Genomic DNA, 18854 nt, shown 5'->3' on the forward strand with positions numbered 1-18854 from the left:
ACCTATCGTCGCTTCGTTGAGTTTTACCTAACTAATACATACATCTCAATTGGAGAATTATCATGAAATCAATCATTACTAAAATCATCACACTAGCTGCTTTAACCCTTTCAATGAACGTGAGTGCTACCAGCGCTATTGATGCGCTCAGTATCGAATCGATTAAAGCCACTCTTACGCCACAGCAGATTCAACAATCCCTCAACCAGTGGAAAGAGAACCAATTAAAACAAGTTGAATCACGCGCTCAGAACATCTCTGATAGAGCGCCTATTGAGGCAAGGCGAGAATTAGTGAAGTCTCAAATAGAGCAAGAATACAAACAGACAGCGAAAGCCTTAGGCTTGTAGCTTGTCGATTATTAGAAAGGGAGCGCAATGCTCCTTTTTTTTGCTTCAATACGAAGCGAAAGGATTAACTCGTTTCTCAGGGGTGACGTAGTGTGGGCTGTTTTTCATTTCAGCCAGCTCTCGCTTGAAGTTGCTTTGGCTCACCTTTCTCATTAAGAACTCATCCACCAGAGACTCTTCTCAGCCAACGGTACGAGAAGAGATTTGGATACTTACAGGAAAGAAATATTAGCAACAAAGCTCCACAATATTAGATACAAAAAAACAAGTGGTATAAGATACTGATACAAATGAATTAATAAATATTATCACTTAAAAACTCAAACATTAAAATATACAAAAATGTGACTCACATGACTATCTAAAAATCACGCCAAGCAATACAATTAACGTCACTCTAATCACTACCCAAGATTGACACAGTAATTATATGATAAAAGATAAATCAACTTTCAATAACCTTGAAGAACACGAATACCCTCTCGTTTGGAGAAAAATCGTAGATGAGTTAGAGATTGACATTCTAAAAGTACGCGAACCCATCACTAAGAAGGAATATATCTCACAAATAAACCAATGGATATTCGACGAAAACAATCTCCATACGACAAATAAGGAACTACATGGTTTCATAAAATCTATATTTCAAGAAATAGAAGAAATGAGACTCGATAGTAGAGAACTTGATTGGCTCGATCCTAAAGATGACAGACAGTGTTATTGGATCTGGATGAAAATACGTGAGTTTACAATTGATCCGCCTCATCAAGATCAAGCTCGTCCGGTTACTCCATATTTCTCATCTTTTATTCCCTATAATGAGTACAAATTTCCTCATCAAACATCTTCCACAGCCCTTAGGTACGATATAATTCATCGCTTTTTCTTGAGACACCAGGCACTAAAACACGAAAAATCAGAACTAAGTGCAAACCTGGAAAGAAAATGGTCATACCTTGCCAGTATTGAAAGTTTCAATTGGGTGAGTACAAAAGATGTTAAGCAAGTTGAGTGGTTGATTAATTACATCGACAACCACCAAGATATTCAAAGTAGTGTTAGTAACACCTTAGATCCTAAATCTCGAATCTTGGCCGAACGTCTCAACTTAGCGATATACCAGTTTGATAATTGGAATGTGTCCCCTGCTGATAAGCAACTTCTCATCATCAAAATGAAAAGAGCCTGGAGCCAAAAGAAGCACCGCGATAAGCTGGAAGGTCGAAAGGCATATAGTGTCGTAATGAGTACAGACGTTAAATCTAAGTTAGATGAAATGGCAAATGAGCAAGGTTGTCACCGAAACACTCTACTGGAAAAGATCATTAACGATAGCTACAACATATTTAAAGGTATTGGTTCAAGGTGGTAGTAAATCTATATAAGATATCCCAACTATTCGCATGCAGTAGAAAGTGTTAATATCGTCACATTAATTGCTGATGTGGCTATGGGTGATTTGGATTGTGCCTTTGGTACCCCAAAATCGAATTTCATCACATGGTACCCCACTTGGTACCCCACCAGCCTAACCATAAGAACAAAAGGTAATAAATACATATGGTTGCAAGCAAAATTCAATGGTTTCCGGGTCACATGCATAAAGCCCGCAAAGAAATCGAAGAAGTTATCCCACAGGTTGATGTGATCATCGAAGTACTGGACGCTCGTATCCCGTTCAGTAGTGAAAACCCAATGATCTCTTCACTGCGCGGCGATAAGCCTTGTGTAAAAGTGTTGAACAAGCGCGACCTTGCGGATCCTGAACTGACTCAACGTTGGATTGAGCACTTCGAGAAAGAGCAAGGCGTTAAAGCGATTGCGATTACTACTAGCGTTAAAGAAGAAGTTAACCACGTTATGGAGCTAGTACGTAAGCTAGCACCGCACCGTGAACAGATGGGTAAGAACATTCGCACAATGATCATGGGCATCCCGAACGTGGGTAAATCAACCATCATCAACTGTTTAGCAGGACGCACGATTGCGGTTACTGGTAACCAACCTGCAGTAACTCGTCGCCAACAACGTATCAATCTGCAAAACGGCGTGATCCTTTCAGATACTCCTGGGATCCTTTGGCCTAAAGTAGAAAACCCACACAGTGGTTTCCGCTTGGCTGCTACAGGTGCAGTGAAAGATACGGCAATGGAATACGACGAAGTAGCATTCTACACAGTCGAGTACTTAGCTAAGCAGTACCCTCACCTTTTGAAAGAGCGCTACCAAATTGAAGAGCTGCCAGAGTCTGACATCGAATTGATGGAAGCAATTGGTCGCAAGCGCGGTGCACTTCGTGCAGGTGGTCATATAGACATCCACAAATGTTCTGAAATTCTACTTCACGAACTTCGCAGCGGTACTTTAGGTAAAGTAACGCTAGAGCTACCAGAGATGATCACTAAAGAACTGGTTGAAGTTGAAGAAGCAGCCGCACTGAAAGCTGAACAGCAGATTAAGAAGAAAGAAGAACGTCGTAAGCGTTACTTGAAAAACAAACGCTAACGTCTTTAAACGAACGTTATTTTCACGCTCTAGCCACGAAAAGTTAGAGCGTGAGCATAAAAAAGCCCTACAATTGATGTTAGAACTAACATATTGTCACATAAATAAAAACTTCCATTTACAAGCACCAGACTCGTAGACATACTTGCACAAAATTATTGCGACACAGTAGCGATTTACCTCCAATGCGTTCATACCCCGGATTTCAAAACCAACGATTTAAGACTTATTTCGACAATGAAATCTATCTACCGTACGTAAAATTTATCTATGTACCTATCACCATTTTCTTTACTTTCATTATCTCCGATTACATCAATTTCGGTACACAATGCATTTTCCCTGTAGTGTTGAGAGCGGTACTTTTCATCATCATGATGTTTGTTGCGGCTTACTGTATTAAACATAAACCTAACCACTTACAACTGCTCGAAGCTGGCCTTCTAGTCATCAGTGCCCTATTTCTCGTTTATGTTGGTCGTATTGCCATTGATTTTGGGAACTTGGATTATCAAGGTGGCATCATCCTCGTGATGATCTATGTGGGGACATTTTCTAGAATGTCCGCTCGATACAGTTTAAGCGCACTGACCATTATATTCTTGTGCTATATCGTTGGCTTGGCGCCATCACTTTACGCTGCAGAGCCTAGTCACGAAATAGAAACGATTTCCGTATACGCTTCAGCTTATATTCTTATTGCAGCCTCTTGCTTAAGACGAGATTTCGAAGTGCACAAACGCTTTACTCAATCCGAACAGCTTCGTAAACAAGCCATCCAGTTGCGTAAGCAATCTAACCTGTTCGAAGCCCTCTCTTATAAAGATGCACTCACCGGATGTTACAACCGCTTATACCTGCATCAGGTTATCGAACCGAACATTGACCGCCAGCTATCGATGACCGCGATCATGATCGATGTAGACCACTTTAAATCAATCAATGACACCTTCGGACATCAGACCGGTGATGCGGTCATCAAGGAATTAGCCGAGGCAATCCACAATGCGTTGCCAGAACATAGCACCTGCTTTAGATACGGAGGTGAAGAGTTTTTGGTTATCATTCAGAACGAAAGTGAAGCTGGCATCAGAGTGCTCGCCGATGATCTACTAGCATGCCCAACTCAGCTTAGGTTTGAGGTGACCGTTTCGATCGGTATCAAGCATGCCACACAAGCGTTGGGATCGGTTGAACAGCTCATTAATGACGCAGACCAAGCTTTATACTCATCGAAGAAGAAAGGCCGAAACTGTGTATCTTGGTCTGATTAGACCTATTCGGATTTCAAAGCCACAGCATCCAAATAACAGCATCAAAACAACAAGACTAAAAAAGCCCTCAAACTGACTCAGTTTGAGGGCTTTCATATCTTTATTTATAAGAAGGTTTATACAAAATCTTCTTATAAAGGAAACTCGCGACAGTGATACGTTTATGAATATGCGACACTCGCAGTCTTCTGTTCAAGCTCTTGTGGAGAAGCCCAAGAAATGACTTTCTCTTTTACTTGGTTGCCGCATGGCGCGTTCCAGGTTTGCTCAAGTTCTTCTTTGCCACCAATCGCCTGATAAAAAGCGATGGCTTGGTGGTTCTCAGACATCACCTCTAAGTAAAGCCCCGAATCAGAATAATATTGCTGTAACCATTTAGTGAGTTCAGACAATAGGCGCTTACCTACACCTCGACCTCGATAATTGCTGTCGACATGTAACGCATCAATGAACGTTCCACGATCAAAGTTGTGATTTCCGAACGCACAGACAAAACCAACCAGTAAACCACCTTCTTCAAGCAATAAAACATGTTGGTTGAAAGGAGGATTAATCAAACGAGTCTGCCAAATAACAGATCTGTCCTCCAAAACATCGTTTTCTAAGTAATCATCAGCAAGAATGCCACGGTAATATAGCTTCCAGCTATCCGCGTGTAATTGGGCAATCCGCTCATAATCTTTATATTCAGCTACCTTAATTTCCATTTATTAGCCCTTAGTACTTCCATTTATGACTTGCTACTACATTTCACACTACCTTTATACAATATTTAAGCAAAACATACTAATACACGTTTACACTTTCAATATTGACTTACACGTGTACGCTGATATTCTAGCGCACAGATGTAAGCCCAATGGAAATTTGCTAATGAATAGTGCTGACAAACCATCAACAAAAAAGCCACCATTAATCTGGCTCAATATTTTTGTATTTTCTTCTAGTATGCTGCTTGCTGTTGTTGCGGCTCCCGTTTATGGCTACTTTTTTGGCTATGGAATGGAGCACTGGATATGGCTAGCGGTCTGTTTTACTTTTTGTAATCTGTCTATCACAACAGGCTATCACCGCTTATGGTCTCATAAAGCTTTTGAAGCGCATTCAAGCCTAAGATTCCTGTTTGCTTTAGGTGGTGCATTTGCCCTCCAAAACAGTGCGCTACACTGGTCTTCTGACCACCGTGTGCACCACAAGCATGTCGACAACAACGACAAAGACCCATACTCAGCCAAACGTGGCTTCTGGTATTCACACATTGGTTGGATGATCCGTAATTACAACACAGCAATGTATGCTGATTACGAAAACTGTCGCGACCTGAAAAAAGACAAGATTGTGATGTGGCAGCACAAGCATTACGTTCTGCTGGCGCTACTCATGAACATCGGTGTTCCTATCGCATTAGGTGTGATTTACGGTGATGTGATTGGCATGTTGTTAATCGTGGGTGCTGTTCGTTTAGTACTTAACCACCACACAACCTTCTTCATAAATTCTCTTGCTCATATCTGGGGTAGCCAACCTTTTACTGACAAAAACACAGCGCGCGATAACGGTGTGTTAGCAGTACTCACTTTTGGCGAAGGCTACCATAACTTCCACCACATCTTTGAGAACGACTACCGTAATGGCATTTACTGGTGGCAATACGATCCAACGAAATGGTTGATTAAGAGTGCTTCATTGATGGGCCTAGCAAGTAAGCTTAAGAAAACGCCTCAAGCGCGCATTGAGAAAGCAGAAGCAGCAATGCTACTTAAGCGCACACAGCAAAAAATCATGCACCGTGCCGACAAACAACAAATCGCAGACAAGCTTCAACAAGAGTTCGATGCACTCGTGTCAAATATGAACGAATATTACGAAGTAAAAAAACAACTACTTGAAAGCAAACGCGAAAATGTTGTGAAAAAATATGAACACTCTGTACTTAAAGTTCGTTACCAACAAATCAAAATGAACTTCGAACAACAGAAGAAAAATTGGGCAATGACAGTGGAACAATATGCTTAAGGTAAAACAATACGCTTAACACACAAATAACAAAGCTGTTTACTTCTTATGCGAAAGCCCTCATATTTCTATGAGGGCTTTTTAATTCGCAGTTCTAATTAAATTTATGAATTTTAAGTCTTTATTCTAATTACAGACACTAGTCCCAAATATCACATTTCCAATGCAACAAAATGTCATCCTAGAATCATACCTGTGACAAATATCACTTACAGAATGGTATCCATCTCATAACATGCGCGTCCCAAAATTCTTTCAGCAATCAGCGGACCCATTTTATGAAAATGTTAAAAACCTCTATCGCTTTCGCTATCTCTTCTGCGCTTTTAATTGGTTGCAGCAGCGACACTGATTACGTTCAACCTGAAGAAGTAAAGATCGCTACTTATAACTTGTCTTTTGATCGTGCGACATTCCAAGATCTCGTAACTGAAATGCAGATTGAGCCAAGTGTTCAAGCAACGCTAGTAACCGATTATTTAAATAATACGATTGATGTATCTGACAGAGATACTGCTGCTAAGGTTATTCAAATTCGTAACGTGGCAGCCGTGATTCAAAAGAATCGTCCTGATGTACTGATGATGGCTGAGTTTAACAATGACGGTACGGGTACTGATAAATCAGCGTTAGAAGGGTTTCAAAAGAACTACCTTTCGGTTGCTCAAAGTATCGAAGGTGCAGGCGGTGACGCAAACCTTGAGCCAATTTCCTATCCATACTTTGAAAGCTACTCGACCAACACAGGCTTATTGAACGAGTTTGGATTCGATTTAGACAATGACGGAACTCCTGGAACACTACCTGGGGATGCGTGGGGCTTCGGTTTCTATCATGGACAATACGCGTTCGCTCTGATGTCTAAATACGAGATCGACACCGCTAACACTCGTACATTCCAAGAGTTCAAATGGAAAGATCTTGAAGGCGCTACTATTCCAACAATCACTGTTTGCGACGATCCTAGTAAGTTCCCAACAGGTATGGTTTGCGGCGATGAATGGTACACAACAGCTGAATGGGCAGAAATTCGTTTATCTTCAAAGAACCACGTTGATGCACCAATACTCATACCAACCAAAGATGGAACTGAAACCGTTCATTTACTGATGTCACACCCTACTCCACCCGCTTTCGATGTAGGTAAAAACATTGAACAGAACGCAGCAGAAGTCGACTTCTGGCACCAATACATCCAGAACAAATCCTTTATCTATGATGATTCTGGAAAAACTGGCGGCTTAGAGCAAGGCAAACACTTTGTCATGATGGGTGACCAAAACTTAGATCCTGTCGATGGCGACGGTATTAGTTCCGTAATGCTAAACTTGCACAACGACTCGTTAGTTAACCAAGAAGTCACCAATGGCAGTTTATACCCTACAAGTGATGGTGCAGCAGAGTATGCTGCTGATAAACCACTACAGCACCCGCAACCAAGTCGCATTACTTCAAATTTCGGATTAGCGGTCGATTACGCACTACCATCAGCGACGATGAACATCGTTGATTCCGGAGTATACTGGCCTGCCACAAATGAAGATGGCCGTACTTTAATCTTTGATTCTCGAATCCCCGACTCTAATGGGGATAGTAAAGAAATTTCATCTGATCACCGTATGGTCTGGATCAAAGCAGACTTCAGTAACTAACCCATTCAATTGAGACCTAAAAAGCCCTCATATTGCTATGAGGGCTTTTTAATGAGCGAAACCGATTGCCACCAGCTTTGTACTCTCGAATTTGAATTGTGGACACCAAGAACCATAGTTATTGGATACTCCGCTTCTTTCTCTTCGACTAATAGATGCTTATATTACTTGAACTTAACGAGTTTATAGCCAAGGAATTACAATGAGCAAGCTGACTATTATTGCAACGGTCGTCTCTAAAGAAGACAAAACTGAGCTTGTAAAAGCTGAGATGATTAAACTGATCGATAAAACCCGTGTTGAAGACGGCTGTATTAACTACGACCTGCACCAAGATAACAGTAACCCTGCTCACTTCGTTTTTCATGAGAACTGGGAGTCTGAAGCGCACCTAGATAAACACCTAGCGAGCCAACACATCGCTGAGTACATGGCTGCAACTGAAGATTGTATTGAAACCTTTGTGCTTAACAAAATGACGCACATTGCATAACCAATCAATTCGGCACTGATTAAATGACAAACCCTGTTCTTAACGCAGGGTTTCGTTTTTTTCTTGCCTGTTATGCTTTCCGAGCTCACTCTGCGCCTAGGTCTCTGTACTCCTTTATTCCCTCCCATAAACAGAACCAAACTTCTCCGCAGCCAAATATTCCTAAACCAATGTCAAGCAACCTCACGAAAGATCATTCACATTCATTGAAATATTCCGAGAGTCATTTGGCCATAAAATGAACGCCAAATTACAAGAACAACAGTCGATAGGAATGTAGATGAATACTAAACAACTTGAGGAAGCGGTAAGTGAAGTGAGCTTGTTCAACCAGCACCTCCACTTAATCCAATCCGTCCATACCATTCCGACGCCAAAAATCAATTGGGAGTCGAGTGCCATGGAACCTGCGCCTGCAATGCCAACGGTTCGCTTTGACCATAAAGTCAAAGCCATGGAAGCGCTTGATGAATACAAACCATACTGGCTAGATATACTGTTGGGTAACAAATCTAAGTTTCACACCCTCACAAGCAATGTCGAACGAGCAGCAGAGAAAGACATCGAACAATATAAAACAGAATTTGTTCATTGGGTTCAAAGCTACAGCTACTGGGCCAAGGGCAATCAATTATCGAAAGGTATTTTAAACAACGATAGCGAAGCAAAGCTTTCTGCCCTTTCTGAAGCTCAACAAAACCCGATGAACGCGGCAGTGGTCGACACCAAGCTGATAAACCACAACTTTAATACCTATAAGAATGGTCACCTGTTAGAAATCAATATTCAGGTTAATAAGCACAACGTAATCCCTAAAGAGAAAAAGATATTGTCCCAAGGTGAGGTAAAGCTAGAAACCCTATCCCTATCTGAAAGTAATGCTTTGTATCGAGAGTATGTGTGTAGCTGTGTTCTTAAATGTGCGCAGGACTCTTTCAATGTCTTACCCGAGACAAGCGTCGTGATCAATGTTGAACAGATTTCAGTAGACCATTCCAACGAAACTATTCTTTCGTGTCATATCGAAAAAGGGTTACTGGAATTCTTATTGATTGAAGATGACAAGCCCTCTGAGATCCTTGAATTCTTTGTACATATTGAAGACTTCAACCCTCATAGAGGCAACGGGTTTTCTGCGATTAAAACCATCTTCTCCCCTTTGCCTATCGCGTCGTAACTCACTCGACCTTACGGTTCAATCATGACTACTCATCACGACTAACCCCAGGTTGGTCGTGTTAAATCACTTTATATACAAAACCATTATGTCGAAACACGCTATCTCACGAACATCGCACCCATTAGCCAATACAATTTCATACACGCGATTCCTACCAAAGCTACCTTTAGTTCTAATCGCTTTCTCTATGCCCGTATTCGCAGAAGAGGTTGAAGAAGTGTTACTCGAGGACGAAGTCGTATTAAGTGAAGGTTCTGAGTTAAACGAAAAAGCTGAAAAATCTCCTTTTACGACCCTAACCAAGCTCGGATTTATCTACTCTCAAAACACCAGCTCATCTTTGTCAATCAACTCTGGAATCTCTGTCGGATACAAAAAAGAGAACTGGGGTCAACGTGTCCAATTTGATACCTACTATACCGATGCTGAAAACGATGAAGACGGCACCAATCGCTATACCACCAACTATGGCATCAGCTATGACTTAAACGAAGTCACCTATTTGGTCGCGACAACACGTTTTGAACACGACCACTTTGGTACTTATCGTAAGCAATTCATAACGGCTACAGGATTGGGTCGCCATTTTTATGATACTGAAAGAATCAAACTCCAAGGCTCCGCTGGTCCGGGTTACCGAATCAGTCAACGCCAATCCTCCGATGAAGAGTTTCCGAACAAAGAGAACTATGAACTGATCGTCAACGCCAGTGTTGATGGCTCACTTACGCTGACAGAGACGTTTTCTATGGGTGCTACAGCAAACATGGCTTACGGTGAGGAAAACACCAACTACAACCTCAAAGGCTATCTAAAGAACATTCTCATGGGTAATTTGGCGCTAACCTTTGATACCGAATATATCTACAACACCACTGTTGCATCTGACCAAAGTAACGCCGAAATCTACAGCTCAATGAATCTAAACTACGATTTCTAACCGCCCTCACTGCTTTCTTCACTTAATCTAGCCCACAATAGCAAAAGGCCCTCACAATGAGGGCCTTGAAGTATCTAGCTAAATCTAAAGCATCTCGCTACGCTGTTTTCGTTCTTAACCGAGTCAGCACGTCCATTTGCTTTAAATTCGCCATGCCAACGTACGCGACAGGCACTAAGAACAGTGAGAAGAAAGTTCCGGCTGTCAAACCTCCGACTAACACCAAACCAATATTGATTCGGCCTAATGAACCGGGACCATCCGCCAAAGCTAATGGCAATGAACCGAGGATCATCGTCAGTGACGTCATCAAAATTGGACGTAATCTTGAACGCGCACTGCTTATCGCCGCTTCTTTCGCACTTGCGCCAGATTTACGTTTCTCGTTGGCAAACTCCACCAGCAAAATACCGTGTTTGGTCACTAGGCCAACCAATGTCAGCAATCCTATCTTCGAATAGATATTCAGGCTTTGTCCAAATACTGAAAGCGTCAAAATCGCGCCCACAATACACAATGGAACCGTCAGCAAGATGATCATCGGGTCGACAAAGCTTTCAAACTGCGCCGCCAAAATCAAAAAGATGAAAATCAACGCCAATACGAACAGCACTTGTGCGCCCGCAGTTGAATCAACGAGGTCTTTTACAATGCCATTGAACTCGTAGCTCTGAGCAGATTTCAAAAGGCTTGGTACCGTATCATCGATGTAGGCTTTCACGTCGCTCGCGGTATATCCGGGCATCAAGTCTGCGGTAATTTCAGCGCTGTCTTTACCCATGAACGTCTTGAAGTTAGATTCCGATGTCACTTGTTTGATTGATACAAACTGAGATAAAGGAAGCCTTTGACCCGACTGTGAATCCACATACAGCTTATCGAGCACCTTGAAATCACCAAGGTCACTTCGGTTCACTTGAACTTGAATTGGGTAGGTATAACCGTCGTCCGCTTGCAAATCTGCCGCTTTAACAGAACCAAGGAACGTCGATAACGCATTGGTTACGTTACCGTAATCAACACCAGACAATACAATCGCATTGCGATCAATCGACAAGTCATAACGTAATTGGTCACGCAACATTGAGTTCTTAGTATTGGTCACACCCTCGTAATCCTCAAGCGCATTGACGACCTCACTTGCGGTTTCAGACAGCATCGTGGTATCACGGTTAACCGTAGTCAGTTCAAGGATCATGTTGGTAGCAATGTTTAAGTTATCTGCTGAGCGAACCTTGAAAGACATGCCGTAAGCAGAGACCGAACTTTGTGCTTTAGCGATAAATTCATTCACCAATTCATCGGCTGACTGGTCACGTTCGCCCCATGGTTTCAACAAAACGTGATTGGTCGGTGTACCTTCGATATACGACAAATTCGCTTCTACTGAATTATTATCTTTGAATACACTGTTAAGTTGCTCGTTGTTATCTAAATGGTACTGACGACCAACCCCTGTTGGTGGTGTTGAAGTCACCTCTACAAAGCCAGTATCTTCCGTTGGAAGCAACACTTGAGGCATTTTCCAAACCGCTAAGGCAGATAAAGCGATCAACACTAAAGCAATACCACTCATCAGAGCCTTACGATCAAACCATTTGCCCAGTTCATTAGTGTATAAGTCCGATAACACATTCAGTTTTGCATCAACCTTCTGATACCACTTCGCCGGGGTTGATACTGGCTTCATTAAATAAGCACTCATCATGGGTGAGAGCGTTAACGCCACAAATCCAGAGATAATCACCGCCGCCGCAAGTGTGAACGCGAACTGCCTAAATAGATCAGCGGTTAAACCAGCCATCAAGCCTATTGGCAAGTAAACAACCGCCAGAGTCAACGTCATCGCTATCACTGGAAAAACGATCTCTCGACACCCTTTGATTGCAGCGTTAAATGGCGTTTCACCCTCTTCGATATGACGATAGCAGTTTTCAGCCACGACAATCGCATCATCAACCACCAAACCAATTGCAAGAATGATCGCCAGAATGGTCAGTACGTTGATGCTAAAACCCAGTAAATGCATGACTGCAAATACACCTATCACACACACCGGGATGGTGATGATCGGGATAGAAGCGACTCGAAAAGAGCCAAGGAACAGAACCACAACCGCTGAAACCAGAACAATCGCTTCAACTAAAGTCATGAAGCCTTCGTCAATTGCCGTTTTAATGAAATCAGCTTGGTTATAAACCATCTTCATCTCAATGCCTTCTGGCAACTGAGGCTGAATCACATCAATCTGTTTCTTAACTTTATTCGCAACGGTTACTGGGTTTTCACTTTTCAGTGGCAATACCTGAATCGACATCGCTAGGTTGTCATCCACACGAAGAATACTCGGCGTAAGGCTCTCTTCACCCATTTTGACTTCAGCGATATCACCTATACGAATGATCTTGCCATTATCAACACGAACCACCAAGTCTCGCACGTCATCAACGCTGGTCACTTGGTTTACTGGGTTGATTGAGAAGTCTCTTACCTGCCCTTTGATAGTACCCGCAGTAAATGTCGCGTTGTATGAACTCAATGTGCCTACCACATCTGATGCACTCATATTAAGCGCCATCATGCGATCCGGCTGCAGCCAAACACGCACCGCTTTTTCACTGCCACCGTATGGGCCCCAAATACCACCCACACCTTGGATGTGCTTAAACTGCGGCACGACTTGCTGACTAATGTAGTCGTACATGTCTTGCTTAGACATCTTGCCAGTATTCACAAACGTGATAATGTTACTCGGCATGCTGGTGTCAGAAGAGTCATCCGTTACTGTTGGCTTATCCGTCATGCTCGGCGGGAAATCACCAATCGCTTCGACACTGCTGCGCAGGTTATTCATCAAGCTGGTGTATTCGACGTCATCAATGTCATCTTCAAAAATAATTTTTAGATTACACGTTCCTTCCTGACAGTCCGTCGTCATGGCTTTCACACTGTCGAGGCCAGTTGCAGCGGTAATTAGCTTATCTGCTACATTACGCGACATGAACTCTGCACTGGCGCCATTGATCGCTGCAGTTACCGTTGCTGACGGTGTTTTATGTTCAGGAAAGTATTGGATTGAGAGCTTTTGAAACGACAAAAGCCCCAGCAAAACAATGGTGATGCTCAGAACAGACGCAAACACCGGGTGTTTAATACAGATCTCAGGAAGCTTCATTCAAATTCTCCTTCGTTACGGCTTCCTTGCTTAATGTTTCCTTGCTTTGAGCTTCGCTCGCAGATTCCTCAACAGTTGCGTTTGTTTCTGCTTGCTCGCTGTTTTCAGTGATCGCTTCGTCTACACCTTCCGATGCTTCCGTCCAATCAACCGAAGGCTCAATCGGATGTGGTTCATCCACCTGTGTTACAGTCTTTTCTACTTTAGGCTCAGCAGTCTGCTGAGTGTTCTCTTTGTCTGTCGGCTCCGTGATTAGCTCTACCGTTTTTTGTTCAGCATTTGGGTTCATTACCTTAACCAGCGACGCTTTCTTGAGATTCTGTTGCCCCGTCACAACGACGTTATCACCCAGTTTTAAGCCCTTTTCTACAACAACGTAACCATCGTTCGTATTTACGCCTAACTCCACAATGCGTTGCTCGATTTTTTCGCCATTCACTACCCAAACAAAGCGCTCTGCATCTTTTGCTTGAACGGAATTTTGAGAAACCACCATCTGCGTTGAGTCTTCGCTCGTCATCTGACTTACTTTGGCAAACATACCCGGAACCAAGCGATGTTCTGGGTTAGTCACGTGCGCGTGTACTTCTACACGGCCTGAGCTCTCGTCCACCGCAGGCGCAATGTAATCCACCACGCCAGAAAAGGCTTCATCGACAAATGCATCAACTTGTATGGATACATTCTGCCCTAGTTTTGCGTTACCCAAGTCAGACTGCCCAATTGAATACTGAACTTCGACAGGATCGAGTTTGATCAAACTCACCAACGCAGTTGAGCTATCAATCTTACTACCCACTGAGTGAGTAAAATTTGTTAGCTGCCCATCAAATGGCGCAACCAACAAATAGTCATTCATCAGCGCTTCTTTCTGACGGAAATCAGCTGCTGCTAGATTCGCCTGCTCTCCCAGTTCTTCCACATCTTGCTGAGACATAGAATCAGGCTGTTTCTTTAGTAATTCTTGTACCCGTTTTAGTTTCGACTTGGCTAACGCTAGAGAGCTTCTTGCTTTGTCTAAATCGGCTTTCGCTTTGGTATTGTCCAGTTGAGCGATCAGCTCACCTTTTTTAACTGAATCTCCATCTTTGAAATGGATATTCAGAATTTTGTCGGAAGCACTAAATGTCAATGCAGCAGAATCCGTTGCCCTGATTTTGCCAACCTCGTTGATTGAAGAAGTGAAGGCTTGTTTGTGCGCTTTTTCGATAGTCACAGGAATCAAGTTTGAGTCTTGGGCAAACGATGGAGAGATATGTAAGGCAAACAGTGCCAAACAGATTGTTTTACTAAGTTTTGTAAATTTCATTTTTAATAACCATAACCGTTGAATTCGTCTGAATTAAAACGTTTTTCTAAGCAGCTATTTCTTACTTAATGAGCTTCCAGCTATTTAAATAATGCTAAAACAGCTAATAATGAGAAAAGGGCTCAACTCACTGTCGAGCCCTGAAATTTTTATATGATTCCTAAATTTTTACGTTCTGAACTCCAAAGTAAAAGTTAAAAACGATGCTGATACTGAACACCGAGTAAGAGAGCATCGGCAGTCACATCAGCAGTTATATTGGAACTCGTTCCTGGGATCGTCGTCAGGCTTTCGTCAATATCTTGTGATTCTCCGATGATAAATCCGACACCTAAATCAACAGAACTAGCGGCTGTAAGATGATAAGTGCCACCCACGGTTAACCAATGACGATTTACATCAGGGATAGATAGAGAGGTCAGTTCATCGGTTGGAGAAATGTCATACATGTAGCCAGCTCGCAGGACGACGTCTTTCGACATGGTGTAAGTACCGCCAACCGAAACGTGCCCCGCATCTTTCCATTGGTAATCTTTAATAGAATCGTCATAAGAATCAGATGTTAACGAGTCAAATTCAGACCAATTCACCCATTGCAGGCTGTAGTGGAAAGCCCACTGTTCATTCAGTTGATGCCAGCCAGAAAACTCTAATGTGTCTGGTAACGGAACATTCATTTTTTCAGCCGCTACTCCTCCTTTCGTGATGTCACCCTCCACTTCAATATCCGGGCTATAACGGTAGGTAATACCAAATTTATTGTGTTCATTAACTTGATAAGTTGCACCAACATTGGCACCTAAAGCGAAGCCGTCTGCATCTACATTCAGGAGATTTTTACGCGAAATTTCGCCCTCTCCGTAGATAACATCAATGCCTGCGCCTAAGTTGACTTTTTCAGACAACTCATAAGCGATAGCAAAACCAACGTTGATACTTGAGAGTGCCGTTTTTCCTCCAAACTCATCCGCTTCAAACGAATCATCAAACTCAACATCCGTACCGAAATTAGAATGGATAGTTGCGCCCAAGGTAAATTGGGAATCTTGAATTGGATGCACGTAATGGATGTTTGGAACCAAAGTACCTGCGCTAAGATCTTGGTCACTCAGTGATGTGGTATCCCCTTTTAAAGGCGTATAACTGATATTCGATACATCAATACCACTATCGATATAGATAGCGCCTACCGACAACATCGGTTGTTCGATGTAAGCCATCGCAGCGCTATTCTTAGCAACAATCGCTGCGCTATCTGCCATTACCGCGTCGCCCGCGAATGCACGGCCTAAACCTGTTGCAGACTGCGCGTTAAGTTGAAAGCCAGCTGCGTTAGTTAAACAAGGGATCAGAGCTGCTACAGTGCCCAATAAGAGTTTATTCTTCATTTTGAGGCACCTCGGTTTCAATGTGATCTTCGTTATTTATAACTACGACTGAGCCGTCACTCATTACCATTGAAGCAACAGCAACTTGCTGAGTGTCAACAGCTTCACGTACGTCAGACATATTTTCTCCCGGCATACCCGGCAATCCATTCTCATCCACAGGTCCTTCGTACGGGAACAAGTACGTACCATGTCCGCCAGTTGTGGTTCTAACAACTCCACGAGAATCTTCGGCATTTTTCGTTGTGCCTATAATCGAATCTAAGCTAAGTGCAGCAATGAGTGGTTCAGTACCTGTACGAATGTTGTTTGGATCGCTGTTTGGGATAACACTATCCGGTACATAATCAACACCTACATCGCAGGTTTCTCCGCAGTCTCCGACGGCAGCTAACAAAAGAGTCGGTTGCTCAGCCTTAACTTGACGAGAGATGAAGCTGGCAGGGTCGGCACTATCAATTGTTGCTTGAACCCCTTGTTTAAGGTCTGTAACAACTAAATCGAAGATGTCATTCTCTAACTGACTAACAAGTTGTGCGTTATCAGACGAAAGAGCTACGAACTCTCTAAGTGCTTCAATACATTGTTGATTCGTCGCTTCTGCTGTACAGATATCTGGTATGACAGTTTCAGCAATGCCTCTCTGAACGTCTGGAGACTTCTTAACGCCTTCAGACATTTCAGGGCCTAAGGTTTGAGAAGACAAAACCAAGTTGGTTAACCCCTGTCCCGGAACAACAAAGTTCACTGTATTGAATGCAAAGTCTGAATTATCACTTAAATCACGAGTAGGTTGGCTGAATTCACTAACCATCACTGACATGATTCCCCCTAGCGATTGTCCGATTAAATGAATATCATCTTTTTTGACCCAAGCTTCTTGGCTCAGCGCGTAGCGAAGCCCCAAAAAATCGGAGACAGATTGTTGAAGGTTAGAACGCAGTGCTAAAGGCGAATCTATATTAATGAAAAACGCTTTATTTGCTCGAGCGCTTATTTCAACTCCTGTTTTTTCACCATCATTAGGGTCAGTATCAGTGTTGTCATAGCGCATTCGTTCTCCGTGATATGGCATGTCAATCGCAACAACGGCATAACCTTTTTTTGTATATTCTGCAGCCATCAAAGAAGCAGTGCCACGCTCCGCCGTAACACCATGGATGAATATTGCTGTTGGAAATCCGGTCGATGCTTCTTTTGGCCTTGGAGTATCTTCGTAATTTGGCAAATAAATATCAGCCGTTATATTGAGGAATTCTATTACTTTAGGGGCTGACATCTCGGCAGTAGGGAAACCACCGTCGGCATTAGTAATCCATTCATAGAGTGGTGGGCAGTTTTCTTTCGGATCAAACTCATCAATGGTGCATTCAGACTCTCGAGCTTCAGTAAAAGGCAAATAAGACGGTATTCTTAATTGCTTACTGTATTGATTATAATCTCCATTAAACTCTCGAACTTTCTCATAACCGTCTAAAAATTTGGTGTTGAACTTGACGTGATTGTCTCTCATTGCATCGAGAGATGAATATGAACTCTGAGTTTTAAATTGCGCTGCATATACAGGAGTATCCTTATCTGGATATAGCGCATAATATGAATCAATAGCGCTCAATACTTGCTCTTGAAGAACGTCTTCTTTTTCGCTATTTAATGGAACGTCTGAATAAATCAACTCATCAAAGCTTGCGTCTGCTTTTAAAGGCTCATCAAATTCAGTTTTTACCCCATCAGTTACTACAATCGAATAAGTCGTTTCTTCTTCCAAACCTGATTCACATTGAATAATGATATTTGAACCATCAGCCGATATTTGAGTAGCAACTTCCGAACCTGTTGATTCATTAATTAACACCACGTTCCCCGTTAGGGTTTCATTCTTTAGTGGAAAACGCTTTTCAGAATTAACACTTTGTAGAGGGATTAAAATTGGTTCTGCACAAAGGCCCCAGCCGTCTAGGGCTGCGTATGAATTGTTGTAGTCCTGATAATAAGAGTCATTGGCCGATGACATTGCGGCAACGTCTTCACCGACTCCGGTAATGGTTCCGTCATCGTCATACCCATAACCATCGTTTGGTTTTGGTAATTCATTAATGTTGTAGGGAACCAATACCGAAACGGGGTCTTGAGTCGAGTCTTCAGACTGACAGCCGAGTAAGGCAAGCGTAATTAGTCCACATAGATATGGCTTATTGAAATATTTCAAAACAGCTCCTTCGTAGCTTTCGCATTTAACTGGTGTGGTCATGCGATTTATCGTTATTTGAGTTGCCGATTGAGTCGGAGGTAAGTTCGACTTTGATTCGGAGAGAGCAAGGCAACACAAGTTGGAATGACACGTTGATAAAACTACGTAAGAAATTTGAGCAGTTAACCCACACCCACTAAATCAGCGTCACCCGTTAATGATCCAATAGCTACTAACGGCAAGCACCTGAAACCGCATTAAACAACCTCAAAAAGGTATATAAGGAAATCTAATTTGGTTAATAATCAACGTAAACTCAAACACTTAAACATCAAAGACGATGAAATCAGTAAGTTTATGTTTGTTGTAATATTTGTTATA

General features: G+C 42.5%; 14 protein-coding genes. 9 read left to right on the forward strand and 5 right to left on the reverse strand.

Features of this window, described 5'->3' with window-relative positions:
- The first annotated feature begins 62 nt into the window (after positions 1 to 62).
- From IHV80_RS22060 to IHV80_RS22075, 4 genes are all read left to right on the forward strand, one after another.
- Complete coding sequence (locus tag IHV80_RS22060) at positions 63 to 350, forward strand: hypothetical protein (protein ID WP_192890977.1); 288 nt, start codon at positions 63 to 65, stop codon at positions 348 to 350.
- Between the two features lie 430 nt (positions 351 to 780).
- A complete protein-coding gene (locus IHV80_RS22065) occupies positions 781 to 1722 on the forward strand; it encodes a hypothetical protein (RefSeq protein WP_192890978.1) in 942 nt (313 codons plus the stop codon).
- Between the two features lie 188 nt (positions 1723 to 1910).
- Complete coding sequence (ylqF, locus tag IHV80_RS22070) at positions 1911 to 2855, forward strand: ribosome biogenesis GTPase YlqF (protein WP_192890979.1); 945 nt, start codon at positions 1911 to 1913, stop codon at positions 2853 to 2855.
- A 185-nt stretch (positions 2856 to 3040) separates the two neighbouring features.
- A complete protein-coding gene (locus IHV80_RS22075) occupies positions 3041 to 4129 on the forward strand; it encodes a GGDEF domain-containing protein (protein WP_192890980.1) in 1089 nt (362 codons plus the stop codon).
- A 161-nt stretch (positions 4130 to 4290) separates the two neighbouring features.
- Here IHV80_RS22075 and IHV80_RS22080 read toward each other — a convergent pair whose 3' ends face one another.
- Positions 4291 to 4836: a GNAT family N-acetyltransferase gene (locus IHV80_RS22080; protein ID WP_192890981.1), complete on the reverse strand. Its 546-nt coding sequence runs from the start codon at positions 4834 to 4836 to the stop codon at positions 4291 to 4293.
- A 166-nt stretch (positions 4837 to 5002) separates the two neighbouring features.
- Here IHV80_RS22080 and IHV80_RS22085 point away from each other — a divergent pair, with 166 nt between their 5' ends.
- From IHV80_RS22085 to IHV80_RS22105, 5 genes are all read left to right on the forward strand, one after another.
- Positions 5003 to 6145 carry an acyl-CoA desaturase gene (locus IHV80_RS22085; protein WP_192890982.1) on the forward strand — a complete coding sequence of 381 codons (1143 nt, stop codon included), beginning with the start codon at positions 5003 to 5005 and terminating at the stop codon, positions 6143 to 6145.
- Positions 6146 to 6423: 278 nt separating this feature from the next.
- On the forward strand, positions 6424 to 7797 hold the full coding sequence (locus IHV80_RS22090) for an endonuclease/exonuclease/phosphatase family protein (RefSeq protein WP_192890983.1): 1374 nt from the start codon (positions 6424 to 6426) through the stop codon (positions 7795 to 7797).
- 202 nt (positions 7798 to 7999) lie between these two features.
- A complete protein-coding gene (locus tag IHV80_RS22095; RefSeq protein ID WP_192890984.1) occupies positions 8000 to 8290 on the forward strand; it encodes a putative quinol monooxygenase in 291 nt (96 codons plus the stop codon).
- 280 nt (positions 8291 to 8570) lie between these two features.
- Positions 8571 to 9467 carry a hypothetical protein gene (locus tag IHV80_RS22100; protein WP_192890985.1) on the forward strand — a complete coding sequence of 299 codons (897 nt, stop codon included), beginning with the start codon at positions 8571 to 8573 and terminating at the stop codon, positions 9465 to 9467.
- Positions 9468 to 9657: 190 nt separating this feature from the next.
- On the forward strand, positions 9658 to 10410 hold the full coding sequence (locus tag IHV80_RS22105) for a DUF481 domain-containing protein (protein WP_192892199.1): 753 nt from the start codon (positions 9658 to 9660) through the stop codon (positions 10408 to 10410).
- 97 nt (positions 10411 to 10507) lie between these two features.
- Here IHV80_RS22105 and IHV80_RS22110 read toward each other — a convergent pair whose 3' ends face one another.
- The 4 genes from IHV80_RS22110 to IHV80_RS22125 all read right to left on the reverse strand — a co-directional run bounded on the left by IHV80_RS22110 (position 10508) and on the right by IHV80_RS22125 (position 18533).
- Positions 10508 to 13585 carry an efflux RND transporter permease subunit gene (locus tag IHV80_RS22110; protein ID WP_192890986.1) on the reverse strand — a complete coding sequence of 1026 codons (3078 nt, stop codon included), beginning with the start codon at positions 13583 to 13585 and terminating at the stop codon, positions 10508 to 10510.
- On the reverse strand, positions 13572 to 14894 hold the full coding sequence (locus IHV80_RS22115; RefSeq protein WP_192890987.1) for an efflux RND transporter periplasmic adaptor subunit: 1323 nt from the start codon (positions 14892 to 14894) through the stop codon (positions 13572 to 13574). The genes IHV80_RS22110 and IHV80_RS22115 overlap by 14 nt, the downstream gene beginning before the upstream one ends.
- Positions 14895 to 15088: 194 nt before the next feature.
- A complete protein-coding gene (locus tag IHV80_RS22120) occupies positions 15089 to 16282 on the reverse strand; it encodes an outer membrane protein transport protein (RefSeq protein WP_192890988.1) in 1194 nt (397 codons plus the stop codon).
- Positions 16272 to 18533 carry a lipase gene (locus IHV80_RS22125; RefSeq protein WP_192890989.1) on the reverse strand — a complete coding sequence of 754 codons (2262 nt, stop codon included), beginning with the start codon at positions 18531 to 18533 and terminating at the stop codon, positions 16272 to 16274. Before IHV80_RS22125 ends, IHV80_RS22120 begins: the two co-directional genes overlap by 11 nt.
- Positions 18534 to 18854 lie beyond the last annotated feature (321 nt).

This window comes from Vibrio bathopelagicus (assembly GCF_014879975.1).
In the GTDB taxonomy this organism is placed as follows: domain Bacteria; phylum Pseudomonadota; class Gammaproteobacteria; order Enterobacterales; family Vibrionaceae; genus Vibrio; species Vibrio bathopelagicus.

Coding starts and splice junctions, on each gene's coding strand:
- IHV80_RS22060 (WP_192890977.1), top strand. CDS start 63: ATGAAATCAATCATTACTAAAATCATCACACTAGCTGCTTTAACCCTT.
- IHV80_RS22065 (WP_192890978.1), top strand. CDS start 781: ATGATAAAAGATAAATCAACTTTCAATAACCTTGAAGAACACGAATAC.
- ylqF (WP_192890979.1), top strand. CDS start 1,911: ATGGTTGCAAGCAAAATTCAATGGTTTCCGGGTCACATGCATAAAGCC.
- IHV80_RS22075 (WP_192890980.1), top strand. CDS start 3,041: ATGCGTTCATACCCCGGATTTCAAAACCAACGATTTAAGACTTATTTC.
- IHV80_RS22080 (WP_192890981.1), bottom strand. CDS start 4,836: ATGGAAATTAAGGTAGCTGAATATAAAGATTATGAGCGGATTGCCCAA.
- IHV80_RS22085 (WP_192890982.1), top strand. CDS start 5,003: ATGAATAGTGCTGACAAACCATCAACAAAAAAGCCACCATTAATCTGG.
- IHV80_RS22090 (WP_192890983.1), top strand. CDS start 6,424: ATGAAAATGTTAAAAACCTCTATCGCTTTCGCTATCTCTTCTGCGCTT.
- IHV80_RS22095 (WP_192890984.1), top strand. CDS start 8,000: ATGAGCAAGCTGACTATTATTGCAACGGTCGTCTCTAAAGAAGACAAA.
- IHV80_RS22100 (WP_192890985.1), top strand. CDS start 8,571: ATGAATACTAAACAACTTGAGGAAGCGGTAAGTGAAGTGAGCTTGTTC.
- IHV80_RS22105 (WP_192892199.1), top strand. CDS start 9,658: ATGCCCGTATTCGCAGAAGAGGTTGAAGAAGTGTTACTCGAGGACGAA.
- IHV80_RS22110 (WP_192890986.1), bottom strand. CDS start 13,585: ATGAAGCTTCCTGAGATCTGTATTAAACACCCGGTGTTTGCGTCTGTT.
- IHV80_RS22115 (WP_192890987.1), bottom strand. CDS start 14,894: ATGAAATTTACAAAACTTAGTAAAACAATCTGTTTGGCACTGTTTGCC.
- IHV80_RS22120 (WP_192890988.1), bottom strand. CDS start 16,282: ATGAAGAATAAACTCTTATTGGGCACTGTAGCAGCTCTGATCCCTTGT.
- IHV80_RS22125 (WP_192890989.1), bottom strand. CDS start 18,533: ATGACCACACCAGTTAAATGCGAAAGCTACGAAGGAGCTGTTTTGAAA.